The organism is Thalassospira sp. HJ, from assembly GCF_000948415.1.
GTDB lineage: Bacteria > Pseudomonadota > Alphaproteobacteria > Rhodospirillales > Thalassospiraceae > Thalassospira.
Genome location: NZ_JYII01000020.1, coordinates 408,440 through 421,051, shown reverse-complemented (window position 1 = coordinate 421,051; position 12,612 = coordinate 408,440). Strand labels below are relative to the sequence as shown.

Genomic DNA, 12,612 nt, shown 5'->3' with positions numbered 1-12,612 from the left:
CTCAGTCCCCATAAAGCGTCAAACATGCGAGATCAGCTGATCGTGACGAGAACGTTCAAAAACCCACTGGCTAGCAATGCCGGCAATGTTGTCCGCGCGCTTTGCGCGTTGGCACTTGTTTTGGTGGGTTTTGCGCATCTGGTCCCGCAGTTTCCGCAAAGTAATGCAAGTCAGCCCGATCTTTCCTTCTATGCCCTGCCAGACGGATCGATCCCCTACATTTGTTCGGCCGCATTTCCGACCGGCGCAGATGACGAACCGGCGTCCGGTCTGACGCAGGATTGCCCGGCTTGCCGCATTATTTCCTCCATCGTTCTGCCAGTTCCCCAGCCCGGGCTTAAAGTTCGGGAGCCCTATGCACGGATTGTCTTTCCAAGGGCACAGGAACCCGTTCACCTCGCAGAACCCGTTTTTGCTGATATCTCACCACGTGCACCACCCGTCCTGATCGGGTGAGTCCCGCTTTTTGTGACTGCACGAAATGACCGTGATCCCTTGGGTATTACGGGGAATGCTGCTGCGCGCTTGGTTTGCAGGGCATTTTCCGACGGCAAGGTCGCGGTGTTGAGAAAATCCTATCAGGAAAACGACAATGAAACTTTTTGCGAAAATTGCCTCGGCTGCGATCGGGGTAATGGGGGCGATTGCGCTGTTTGGCGCATCCCAGGCACAGGCCGATATTGAAATCACCGATGTCGAAGGCCGCACCATCACCCTCGAAAAGCCCGCAGAACGCGTAATGTTGGGCTTTAATTTCGAAGATTTTCTGGCGATTGCCGGTGACGGCGCGCTGGACCGGGTTGTGGCGATCTCGCGCCCGGTCTGGAAGGGCTGGCGCCCCAAACAGTACGAGGCCTATGTCGCCAAATTCCCCGAAATTGACCAGCTGACCGATGTTGGCGATACCGAAGGCGGCACGTTTTCAATCGAGGCCGCTATTGCCGCCCGCCCGGATCTGGCGATCATGGCCGCCTGGCAGTACCGTGCGCTTGGTCAGAATGTCGCGCAGATCGAACAGGCTGGCATTCCGGTTCTGGTGATTGATTACAATGCCCAGACGCTGGAGCGCCATCTGGCGTCGACCCGTGCGCTTGGCAAGGCCATGGGCACCGAAGACCGGGCTGAAAAGCTCGCAGGGCTGTATCAGTCCTACTATAGCGACACCTTGGCGCGCGTTGAGGCCTCCAAGGCTGCGCGCAAGAAAGTCTATGTCGAACTGGCCAAGAAAGGCCCGTCCGAAATCGGTAACAGCTATGCCAACGGTATGTGGGGCGGGCTGATCGACACCTTGGGCGGCGATAATATCGCCAATGGCCAGATCGAAAACTGGGGTCCGCTGAACCCGGAATATGTTCTGGCAAGCAAACCCGATGTCGTTTTCCTGGCCGGTTCGGAATGGTTGGGTTCCCCGGGTGCGGTGCCGGTTGGCTTTGGTGCCGATCCGGATCTGGTCAATGAGCGCATGGCGGCCTATCTGACCCGTCCTGGCTGGGCAGAGCTACCGGCGGTTAAAGACGGCGAGATTTATGCCCTTTATCACGGCGGGGCGCGCACGCTTTCGGACTTTGTCTATATGCGCATGGTCGCCAAGGCGCTTTATCCCGATAGCTTTGCTGATGTGCATCCACGCAAGGAGCTTGAAACGTTTTACGCCGATTGGCTGCCGGTTGATCCGGACGGCGTGTTTGTCGCGCGCTATGTCCCGGTCGGACAATGATCGGCAATGAACACTGATGCAGTGGCAATCGATACCCGGCACATCGCCGGGTATCGACGCATGGCTGTCAAACGTGCGCTGGCCTTGGGCGGCGCCTTTGTCGTCATGCTCTGGCTTGTCATTCTTGATCTGTCGATCGGGCCATCGGGCATGCCGCTTTCGGATGTAATTTCTGCCATTCTGGCCGGGCCGCATGATGGGGACCGGGCGGCAACGACCATCATCTGGTATTTGCGCATGCCGCAAAGCCTGATGGCGGTGGTGGTTGGCATGTGCCTTGGCATTGCCGGGCTGCAGATGCAGACGATCCTTGATAACCCGCTGGCCAGTCCCTTTACGCTCGGTTTTTCGGCTGCGGCCGGTTTTGGTGCAGCACTTTCGATCATGTTTGGCGCGGCTTTGCCCTTGCCGGAATATCTGATCACGCCGATTGCTGCCTTTGCCATGACGATTGTCGCCTGCCTGATTGTCTATGGCATGGTGCATGCGCTGGGCGAAACGCCGGAAATCCTTGTCCTGTGCGGGATCGGGGTGTTGTTTCTGTTCCAGTCGCTGCAATCGCTTTTGCAATATCTGGCCTCGCCGGAAATCCTGCAGCAGATCGTCTTCTGGCTGTTTGGCAGCCTGCTTAAGGCCAACTGGACCAGTGTTGCGGTGACCAGTCTGGTGGCATTTGCCTGCGTGCCGTTGATCCTGAGCGATACCTGGAAGCTTACGGTCTTGCGGCTAGGCGATGCCAATGCGGCAAGTCTTGGCATTTCGGTTGGCAGATTACGCCGGCGAAGCTTTGTGTTGATTGCGCTTTTGACTGCCGCTGCGGTCAGTTTTGTCGGCACGATCGGCTTTGTCGGGTTGGTGGCCCCGCATGTTGCCAAGGCACTGGTCGGTGAAGATCACCGCTTTTCCATTCCGCTCTCGGCCATGGTGGGGGCGGTCATCCTTGCCAGCGCATCGGTCTTTGGCAAGCTGATCTCGCCCGGCGGGGTGATCCCGGTGGGTATCATCACCGCCGTTGCCGGCATTCCCATGTTGTTTTTGGTTATTTACGCACGCAAAAGGCGGTCCGCATGATGACGCAAACCCTTGCCATTCGCGATCTTGGCGTTCGGCGCGCTGGTACCGATATCCTGTCGGGTGTGAGTTGCGCACTCACAACCGGGCAGGTGGTTGGTGTGATTGGCCCGAACGGGGCCGGGAAATCGACACTTCTTTCCGCCGTTGCCGGGCACACCGGCTTTTCCGGGACGGTGTCCTGGGGCGGATCCGGGTCAGGCGTGCAGCCCAAAGCTGGCGATATCGGCTATATGCCGCAGTCCTGCAAGGTCTCGGCATCCCTGACCGTGCTTGAAACCGTGCTTCTGGGCACGCATGAGAGGCTGGGTTGGCGCGTGTCACAAGGCGATATCGCGCGCGCCACCGGCATTCTTGCCGAATTGTCCCTATCGCATCTGGCGTCCCGCTGCATGACAACACTTTCGGGCGGGCAGCAGCAGCTCGTCCTTCTGGCCCAGCGCCTGGTGCGCCAGCCGCGCCTGCTGGTGCTTGATGAAGCCACAAGCGCGCTTGATATGTCCCATCAGATATCGGTTCTTATGCTGCTGAAACGCTATGTCGTGCGTCACAATGCGCTTGCCTTGATGGCCATTCACGATCTTAACATCGCCATGCAATATGCCGATCAGCTTGTCCTGATCCATGACGGGCGGCTGGTGCAGCAGGACGCACCAGAGAGTGTGCTTTCTGTTGAAAACATTCGCCGCTGCTATGGGCTTGATGTCGATCTTGTGGCGCGGGCCGGGGGCAGGCCGGTGATTGCGCCGCTGGCGCAAGCCATGGCCTGATCTGCTGTTTTGTGGCAGCCGATTTTGCCAATTTAAGCATATCGGGGCGATCTATTTTGGCTGATCTGGCGCGTGCTCGGGCGGTGGGGGTTAGACCTTTGATCGCTTTGTGTTTGAGATGTTGCCATTCCCCGTCATAATGGCGACAACCAGACAGCGATACCGCGCAGAAAAAACGCATGAGGAGATCAGGGCCATGAAAGTAACCGTGAACATTGATTGCACCCCGGAAGAGGCACGTACCTTCTTTGGTCTTCCTGATGTTCAGCCGATGCAAAAGGCAATGATGCAAGATATCGAAGACCGGATGAAAGCCAATTTGGCGGCGATGGATCCGGAAACCATGCTCAAAACCTGGCTGCCGCAGGGCATTCAGAACTGGGAACAGCTTCAGAAAGCCTTCTGGGGACAGTTCAATGCCGGCGGTGGCAGCACCGGTGACAAGGACTGAGTGTTAGTGCAGGGTTAAGGTAGAAGTGCATCCATGAGTGAACATTACTATCAGGCACACGTTTTCGTCTGCCAGAACGAACGCCCGGCGGGTCATGAACGCGGCTGCTGCCAGTCCAAGGGCGCAACCAAGCTTCGCAATTACATGAAGGTCCGCGCCAAGGAGCTTGGCCTGCCGCAGACCCGGATCAACACCGCAGGCTGTCTTGATCGCTGCGAACTGGGCCCGGTGATGGTGGTCTATCCCGAAGGCACCTGGTATCGCTACGAGACGATGGAAGACATCGAGGTGATCCTCAATGACCATCTGATCGGCGGGCAGGTGGTTGAACGCCTGCAGCTCACCCCCGATCAATAATCCGCCGACCCATAAGTCATTTTTGGCGAAAACCGGCCTGCGACACCTGCATGGCCGGTTTTCTTATGCGTGGTGGTGCTCGCGGCGGTGGATGCCCGTACCCACCGCCGCGGGCACAGGCTCTGCGCGGGCATGACGGAGGTGGAAGATGCCCCCGGACCGTATGTGGTGCTCGGGATGCTGCTCCGGCGGTGCCTGGGCCTGCTATGCTCAATCCTGTGCGACAGCAAGGACGGTTTCCCAGAACTTCTCACACACCGTCACCCCCGCGAAGGCGGGGGTCCATGGTCGGGCGCAAGGGGGATCGGACAAGCCCGCTAAGAGAGCATGCTGTTATTAAATCGATGTTGGTAATTGCAGCGGTAGGTTGACCTTTGCCGCTGTCTGGACGATATCCTGCTCAGCCACGCAACCGCTTCTTCAGAACTGACGGACCAACCATGATTGCCAGCCGAGAAACCATTTTTGCCCTGTCCTCTGGTGCAGGCCGTGCCGGTGTTGCCGTGATCCGGTTGTCCGGGCCGCGCTCAGGTCCTGTGCTCTGTGCGTTGTTGGGCCGCGATACCATGCCCAAACCGCGCCATGCGATCTATGCGCCGATCCGCGATCCGCAAAGCAATGAGCGACTTGATGATGCGGTGGCGATCTATTTCCAAGGCCCGGCAAGCTTTACCGGTGAAGACGTGGTTGAGCTGCATGTTCATGGCGGGCGCGCGGTGATCGAAGGGGTGCTCGATTGCCTGTCGCGCCAGGATGGATTGCGCGTGGCGGAACCTGGCGAATACACCCGGCGTGCCTTTGAAAACGGCAAGATGGATCTGACCTCGGCCGAGGGGATTGCCGATTTGATTGATGCCGAAACCGCTGCCCAGCGCCGGCAGGCCGTACGTCAGATGGCCGGTGAGTTGGGCTCGCTCTATGAAGGCTGGCGCGCGCGTTTGATGAAGGCGCTGGCGCATATCGAGGCCGATATTGATTTCCCCGATGAAGATTTGCCTGATGGCATCGTGCCGGTGGTGCATGGCGATTTGCGCGCCGTCAGTGACGAAGTCAAACGCCATCTGGCCGATAACCGCCGTGGCGAACGCCTGCGTGAAGGCTTTCAGATCGTCATTCTCGGTGCGCCGAATGCCGGTAAATCAAGCCTGCTGAACCGGCTTGCGCAGCGTGACGCCGCCATCGTTTCCGAGATCGCCGGCACCACCCGCGACATGATCGAAGTCCACCTTGATCTTGGCGGCTTCCCGGTCACCATGGTCGATACGGCGGGTCTGCGCGAAAGCGGTGATGTGATTGAGTCCGAGGGCGTGCGGCGTGCGACCGCCCGTGCCGAGAATGCTGATCTCCGGCTTGTGGTGATTGATCGCGAGGACTGGCCGAATATCGATCCGGAGGCCGCGCGTCTGATCGATGACAAGACGCTTATTCTGATCAACAAGGTCGATGCGCTGGATACCACCGACATTCCGGCACAGTGGCAGGGGACGTCGGCCGATGGTCGCGCGCTTGAGCTTCCCGTTTTGGCCATATCGGCCATGACCGGGCAGGGGATGGAAAGCCTCTTGCAACTGCTGGAGACTCGCGTAAAAGAGGGGCTCGATTTTGCCGGGCCCGTGCCGCTGACACGGCTGCGCCATCGGCGGGCACTTGAAAGTGCCAGCGATCATCTGGATCGCGGATTGCAGACCGAAATCGCAGAACTGGCGGCCGAGGATGTCCGCCTTGCTGTTCGCGAAATCGGCAAGATTACCGGACGCGTCGATGTGGAAGATTTGCTCGATATCATCTTCGGGGACTTCTGTATCGGCAAATAGAGTTAGGTGAGAGTCGTTAGATTTTGATCACGGCAATGTTTCACGTGAAACATTGGACGACAACCCGACCAAAAATACCTATTCGAACCAAACAAGGTTCACGCCCGCAGCATGATAAGCAGCGGGGATTGAGTGAGGAAGTCGATGTCACAGAACGTGCCAAATAACAGCTTTGACGTGATCGTGGTCGGCGGTGGCCATGCCGGATGCGAAGCCGCAGCAGCCGCTGCGCGTATGGGCGCATCCACGGCACTGGTCACGCACCGTGCCGATCGCATCGGGGAAATGTCGTGCAACCCGGCCATCGGTGGTCTGGGCAAGGGGCATATGGTGCGCGAAGTTGATGCGCTTGACGGCGTCATGGGTCGCGCGATTGACCGTGCGGGCATCCAGTTCCGTATGCTCAACCGTTCCAAGGGGCCGGCAGTCCGCGGCCCACGTGCCCAGGCCGATCGGAAGCTTTATCGTCAGGCCGTTCAGGATATTCTGAACGAGCAGGAAAATCTCACCATCCTTGAAGGCGGTGTTGAAGACCTGATCATCGATGATCAGAACCGGGTCAAGGGTGTCGTCACGGGCGATGGCACCGAATACCTTGCCGGTGCGGTGGTGCTGACCACCGGGACGTTCCTGAATGGTCTGATCCATATTGGCGAGCATACTGAGCCGGCCGGCCGGATGGGCGATGCCCCGGCAACCGGACTGTCCGAGACATTGGCAAAATATGATTTCCGATTAGGACGTTTGAAAACCGGAACCCCGGCGCGTCTTGATGGCCGCACCATCGATTGGGCGAGCCTGCAGGAACAGCCGGGCGATAACCCGCCAGAGCCGTTTTCGTTCCTGACCAAAGAAATTACCGTGCCGCAGGTCCCGTGTCATATGACCTGGACGACCGATGCCACCCACGAAATCATCCGTGCCAATCTCGACCGTGCGCCGATGTATAGCGGCAAAATCCAAAGCAGCGGCCCGCGCTATTGCCCGTCCATCGAAGACAAGGTCGTGCGCTTTGCCGAGAAAAATCAGCATCAGATTTTCCTTGAGCCCGAAGGCCTCGATGATCCGACCATCTACCCGAACGGCATTTCAACCTCGCTTCCCGAAGACGTTCAGCTTGCCATGCTCGCCACCATTCCGGGTCTGGAGAAGGTCGAGATCTTCCGTCCCGGTTACGCGGTGGAATATGACTTCGTCGATCCGCGCGAACTCCGCCATACGCTCGAAACCAAAAAGGTCGCGGCCCTGTTCTTCGCCGGTCAGATCAATGGCACCACCGGTTACGAAGAAGCAGCCGGGCAGGGGCTGATTGCCGGTGTGAATGCCGCGCTGATTGCTGGCGGCGGCGAACGTGAATTTGTCCTTGATCGTGCGGATGCCTATATCGGCGTGATGATCGATGATCTGGTCACACTTGGCACGCGCGAGCCCTATCGCATGTTTACCTCGCGCGCCGAGTATCGCCTGATGCTGCGTGCCGATAACGCTGATCAGCGTCTGACCGATCGCGGTCTTGATATCGGCTGCATCGCATCGACCCGTGCGCACGCCTGGGACGCCAAGAAGTCGGCATTGAATGCAGCCAAGACCGAGGTCTCCGAGCTGACCGAAACGCCGAATGGTCTGGCCAAGTTCGACATCAAGATCAATCAGGATGGCGTGCGCCGCTCGGCCTATGACCTGTTGGCTTATCCCGATATCGATTTTGATACCCTGACCAAGGTCTGGCCGCAGCTGGGCGAACTTGATCCGGCGATCAAGGAGCAGGTGTCGATTGATGCCCAGTATAAAGGCTATCTCGATCGTCAGGCGGCCGACATTGCCGCCTTCCGCCGCGACGAGGAATTGCGTCTGCCGCGTGGGCTTGATTTCGACAAGGTCGGGGGACTGTCAGCCGAGATCCGCCTCAAGCTCAAAGAAATCCAGCCGGAAACCATCGGCGCTGCATCGCGTATCCCGGGCGTCACCCCGGCAGCGGTCACGGCACTGCTCGGCCATATCAAAAGCCACAAGCATCAGAACGCGGCCGCAACCCGCACTGCACACATCTGATCCAGATCCAACACCCGGCCAGACCATCGGCCGGGTGTTGTCGTATCGGGTATAGCCATGGCGGACAGACAGAGATGCGGGCTATGGAGTGATGCGCTCGCGAGTTTGGGGGGAAGTCCAGACACGGAGAATAGGAACGGGTGCGGGCGGGCTAGCCAGACAGTCATTCCCATTAAGGTCGATATTCTGCCGAGTCGCACATGTTTTACCTTGTGGGCTGCGTCGACTCGATTTGCAGTAGGGGGTCGACCGCCCAATTTCCTCGAATATTCGGTAAAACGGCATCTGGAAGATCCGTTGTAAGCGTGGGAATGTTTCACGTGAAACATTTGATGTGTTTTATTCCGGTTTTATCGCATCCGACGCCGGCAAAAACACAAAAGTGCAAAAATCAAGACTGGAGTGTTTTTTGGGCTCGGCCTATAAATCAAATATGCAGACAATTTCCACACCCGTAAAAACCTGGTTTGAGCAAGATTTGAATGTTTCACGTGAAACATTGGACCGTCTTAACCAGTATGCAGACCTCGTCGTGAAGTGGCAGCCACGGATTAACATCGTTGGCGCCAGCACGGCCGAAGACGTTTGGGGACGTCATTTACAGGATTCCGCACAGCTCTGGCCGCATCTTTCCGATGTTGCTGCCGACGGTAAAATCGTTGATTTCGGGTCGGGGGCAGGGTTCCCGGGCATCGTTCTGGCGATCCTTGGCGCGAACAATGTCACCCTGATGGAATCCAATACCAAGAAGACCGTTTTCCTGATGGAAGCCGCCCGGGTGTGTGGTGTGCTCGGGCAGACCGAGATTGCCCGCGAACGGATTGAGGCCGCGGCCCCGCGCCAGGCCGATGTGATTACGGCGCGCGCCTTTGCGCCCTTGCCCAAGCTTCTGGAATTGGGGCAGCGCCATTTGAAAGACGGCGGCCATTATGTGCTGCTGAAGGGACGTGCCTTTGAGGATGAGCTGGCGGACGCACGCGACGCCGGTTGGACATTTGATGCAACCACGCATGCCAGCCTGGTCGATCCGGACGGTGTCGTGATGATCTTGAAAGGAGTGGGCCGGTGACGGATGTTATTGATTTGCCGCTTTCGACGAAATCAGAGGGTGTCGGAAATCGTCCGCGCATCATCGCCGTGGCCAACCAGAAGGGCGGGGTGGGCAAAACCACCACGACGATCAATCTGGCAACCGCCCTGGCGGCGGTGAACCAGCGGGTTCTGATTGTCGATCTCGATCCGCAGGGCAATGCCAGTACCGGTTTGGGCCTGCGTCCGTCAGATCGCGAGATCAGTTCCTATGACGTGCTGATCAATGGCAATACGCTTGAAGAAGCACGCAAGGAGACCTCGATCCCGCGGCTGAGCATCGTGCCGTCGGGCATGGATCTTTCGGGGGCGGAGATCGAGCTGGTCGATTTCGAACGCCGCGAGACCCAGCTTAAGGAATCGCTTGGCAAACTGCCGCAGGATGTTGATTACGTCCTGATTGACTGCCCGCCGTCGCTGGGTCTTTTGACCCTGAATGCGCTGGTGGCGTCCGATGCGGTTCTGGTGCCGTTGCAATGTGAATTCTTTGCCCTTGAAGGTGTCAGCCATCTGGTCCGGACCATCAAGCGGGTCAAGAAGGCGTTCAACCCGAACCTTGAGATCCAGGGCATTGTCCTGACCATGTATGACAAGCGCAACAACCTGTCGGCCCAGGTGGCCAATGACGTGCGCGACTATTTTGGCGACGTGGTCTATCGCACGGTTATCCCGCGCAATGTCCGCGTTTCCGAGGCACCCAGCCACGGCACGCCGGTGCTGGTTTATGACATGAAGTGCCCGGGTTCACGGGCCTATTTGAATCTTGCGAGCGAAGTCCTGAAACGCGAAGGGGTGAAAGCATGAGCGAAGCAAAAAAACGCGGTTTGGGAAGGGGACTGTCTGCACTTCTGGGCGAAGAGGACGAAGATGTTGCGGTTGCCGCCAGTGGCGATGATGCTGCGGCGGCCCATCCGGGACCGGGCGGCACGACGCAGCATATTGCGATTACCGATCTGAAGCCGTCGCCGTTCCAGCCGCGCAGCAATTTTGACGATGACGCGATTGATGATCTGGCGGCCTCGATCCGCGAGAAGGGTATCATTCAGCCGATTCTGGTGCGTGCTTCTTCGACGGGTGAAACCACCTATGAAATCATCGCTGGTGAGCGTCGCTGGCGCGCAGCCCAGCGGGCCCAGCTTCATGAAGTGCCAGTTCTGGTACGCGAGTTTGATGACCGTGAAACGGCCGAAATTGCCCTGATCGAAAACCTGCAGCGTCAGGACCTGTCGCCGCTTGAGGAGGCCGAAGGCTATAACCGCCTGATGAGCGAGTTTTCCCACACGCAGGAAGCGCTGGGTCAGGCACTCGGCAAAAGCCGTAGCCATATCGCCAACAGCCTGCGTCTTCTGGCTCTGCCGGCACCGATCAAGCAGATGCTGTCGGATAAGGTATTAAGCTCTGGCCATGCGCGCGCCCTTCTGGGGGCGGAAAACGCGGTCGAGCTTGCCGGCCAGATCGTCAAGAAAGGCTTGAACGTCCGTCAGGCCGAAAAGCTTGTTAAAACCGATGGTGGCAAGGCTTCGCGTCCGAAGAAGTCATCGGGCGGTGCATCGACCGAGAAAGACCCAGATACAGTGGCTCTGGAGCGTGACCTTAGCAATATGTTGGGGTTGGCGGTAAATATCGACTTTGACGGGGCGTCTGGCAAAATCTCGATTCGCTATGACACGCTTGAGCAGCTTGATGACATCTTGCAGCGCCTGACCCATGGCAAGGCGAGCGAACTTGGCGAGGATGAGGTCGAGGCGAGCTCGGCCGATTCGGATGAGAACGAATTCGATTCGATGTTTATCGAAGATGACGACTCGGATGATGAAGATCTGACGGCTGAGCTTGAAACCATTGCCGATGCGACATTGCCCGAAAGCGAAGACGATGATTTCGTCATCGATGGGCCCGAAGGCGATGATCCGATCGAAAGCGAAGAAGTCAGTGAGGACGAGCTTGATGATCTGATCGCGGCGGAGGTTACGGATGGCACGGGAAAAAAGCCGTAACCAAAACCAGCATGAAGGACCTTGATCGCGCAAAGATCGATCAGCTCAAGAAGCTTAAGGAAGAAGACTCGAAAGCGCGTCGGGGATCGGTTGAGGTGAAGCGCGTACTTTAAGGCGCTTGATCCTTGAGTGCTGGTGCCAGGGTCACTCTGATGTTTGTAGGCATGTCACAGTGTGTGGCATGCCTATTTTCTTGAGTATTGGTGACCGGTGCGGCGGTTGGTGGTTAGTGGTTAGCGCCGGACCTGTTTCTGGCGGGCAACCGCGACTTTGATCATGGCGCGGTGCGCAATAGTTTCGGGGATAGCCAGACCGCTTTTGCAGTCTTTTTCCGCTTCCAGCAGGATTTGCAGGGCGCGCTGCAGGTAATTGACCGCCCAGTAATTGAGGTTGGCGCGGAACTGATCGGCGGCCTTGAAAAACAGGGGCGGACGGAGTGATTTCATCGCCTGATCGGCATTGGCGCCCTGGGAGACCTGACCCTTGACCAGATGCAGTTTCTGAAAATAGCTGATCATCATGCGAAGGGCACCGACCGGGTTCAGACCCTCTTCGACCAGCCGCGTCAGGGCGGCATCAAGATTGACGACATTGCCCTGTGAAACAGCCTGAATGACATCGTCATAATGACGTGCGGAGCTGTCACCGACACAGGCCATGGCGTCTGCCAGCGTGACTTGGCCTTCCTTCAGCGCATAAAGGGCGAGTTTTTCAAGCTCGCTTCGGGAAATCATGCGGTCCGAGCCGAGATTTGCGACGAGGTAACTTGTGGCATCGCGGTCGATGCGAAGCTTGTGTTCTTCCATGATCGAATGGATCAGGGTTTCGATGTCACGTGCGCCATCGGCGTAACAGGGCAGGGCCATGCCGTTGCCGGCCTTTTCAACCGCCTGACGCAGTTTGGAGCGGGTCGGGAGGCTCCCGGCCTCAATGACAATCAGGGCATCACCAGCGGGATCGGCAAGGAAGTCAGCGATGACAGGTGCCTGTGCGTCACCAATATCGCGGAGCCGGATCACACGTCGCCCGCCACCGAAACTCATGGCAGCCGATTCGTCACGCAGGCGACTGGCATCTTCCTTGAGCTGCGCGGTGCCAAGCTCGATCACACGGAAGGGATCCTTAAGGTCCTCAACCACGGTTTTCGCCAGGCGAATCGCACGTTCGCGCACCAGACCTTCGTCCTCACCATAAATCAGAACGAGCTGGGCCTTCGCATCCGGGGCGCGCAAGAAGTTTTCAACCTGTGCTGCCTTGAGCTTCATGATGCGCCTTGTGGTTCCTTAGGGAGTGG

12 protein-coding genes are annotated in these 12,612 nt (G+C 58.0%); 11 read left to right on the top strand and 1 reads right to left on the bottom strand.

Features of this window, described 5'->3' with window-relative positions:
- Nucleotides 1-42: 42 nt before the first annotated feature.
- The 11 genes from UF64_RS19800 (at nt 43) to UF64_RS17595 (ending at nt 11,318) form a co-directional block, all read left to right on the top strand.
- The gene (locus UF64_RS19800) at nt 43-456 is read left to right on the top strand and encodes a hypothetical protein (RefSeq protein WP_152630726.1); all 414 of its coding nucleotides are present in this window, start codon (nt 43-45) and stop codon (nt 454-456) included.
- A gap of 136 nt (nt 457-592) precedes the next feature.
- Entirely contained in the window at nt 593-1,717 is a 1,125-nt protein-coding gene (locus UF64_RS17640) for an ABC transporter substrate-binding protein (protein ID WP_044829890.1), read from the top strand.
- 6 nt (nt 1,718-1,723) lie between these two features.
- Nucleotides 1,724-2,788 carry an iron ABC transporter permease gene (locus UF64_RS17635; RefSeq protein ID WP_082049859.1) on the top strand — a complete coding sequence of 355 codons (1,065 nt, stop codon included), beginning with the start codon at nt 1,724-1,726 and terminating at the stop codon, nt 2,786-2,788.
- Nucleotides 2,785-3,558, top strand: a complete 774-nt coding sequence (locus UF64_RS17630; protein WP_200892694.1) for an ABC transporter ATP-binding protein — start codon at nt 2,785-2,787, stop codon at nt 3,556-3,558. The genes UF64_RS17635 and UF64_RS17630 overlap by 4 nt, the downstream gene beginning before the upstream one ends.
- A 196-nt stretch (nt 3,559-3,754) precedes the next feature.
- A complete protein-coding gene (locus UF64_RS17625) occupies nt 3,755-4,009 on the top strand; it encodes a DUF6489 family protein (protein ID WP_044829889.1) in 255 nt (84 codons plus the stop codon).
- A 33-nt stretch (nt 4,010-4,042) separates the two neighbouring features.
- Nucleotides 4,043-4,366, top strand: a complete 324-nt coding sequence (locus UF64_RS17620) for a ferredoxin (protein ID WP_044829888.1) — start codon at nt 4,043-4,045, stop codon at nt 4,364-4,366.
- Between the two features lie 440 nt (nt 4,367-4,806).
- Nucleotides 4,807-6,180, top strand: coding sequence for a tRNA uridine-5-carboxymethylaminomethyl(34) synthesis GTPase MnmE (gene mnmE / locus UF64_RS17615; RefSeq protein ID WP_044829887.1), 1,374 nt, complete (start codon nt 4,807-4,809; stop codon nt 6,178-6,180).
- A gap of 144 nt (nt 6,181-6,324) precedes the next feature.
- Nucleotides 6,325-8,232 carry a tRNA uridine-5-carboxymethylaminomethyl(34) synthesis enzyme MnmG gene (mnmG, locus tag UF64_RS17610; protein WP_044829886.1) on the top strand — a complete coding sequence of 636 codons (1,908 nt, stop codon included), beginning with the start codon at nt 6,325-6,327 and terminating at the stop codon, nt 8,230-8,232.
- 433 nt (nt 8,233-8,665) lie between these two features.
- Nucleotides 8,666-9,301, top strand: a complete 636-nt coding sequence (gene rsmG, locus UF64_RS17605; RefSeq protein ID WP_044829967.1) for a 16S rRNA (guanine(527)-N(7))-methyltransferase RsmG — start codon at nt 8,666-8,668, stop codon at nt 9,299-9,301.
- Nucleotides 9,298-10,125 carry a ParA family protein gene (locus UF64_RS17600; RefSeq protein WP_044829885.1) on the top strand — a complete coding sequence of 276 codons (828 nt, stop codon included), beginning with the start codon at nt 9,298-9,300 and terminating at the stop codon, nt 10,123-10,125. The genes rsmG and UF64_RS17600 overlap by 4 nt, the downstream gene beginning before the upstream one ends.
- Nucleotides 10,122-11,318: a ParB/RepB/Spo0J family partition protein gene (locus UF64_RS17595; protein WP_044829884.1), complete on the top strand. Its 1,197-nt coding sequence runs from the start codon at nt 10,122-10,124 to the stop codon at nt 11,316-11,318. The genes UF64_RS17600 and UF64_RS17595 overlap by 4 nt, the downstream gene beginning before the upstream one ends.
- A 233-nt stretch (nt 11,319-11,551) precedes the next feature.
- Here UF64_RS17595 and holA read toward each other — a convergent pair whose 3' ends face one another.
- Entirely contained in the window at nt 11,552-12,583 is a 1,032-nt protein-coding gene (gene holA, locus UF64_RS17590) for a DNA polymerase III subunit delta (protein ID WP_044829883.1), read from the bottom strand.
- Between the last annotated feature and the right edge of the window lie 29 nt (nt 12,584-12,612).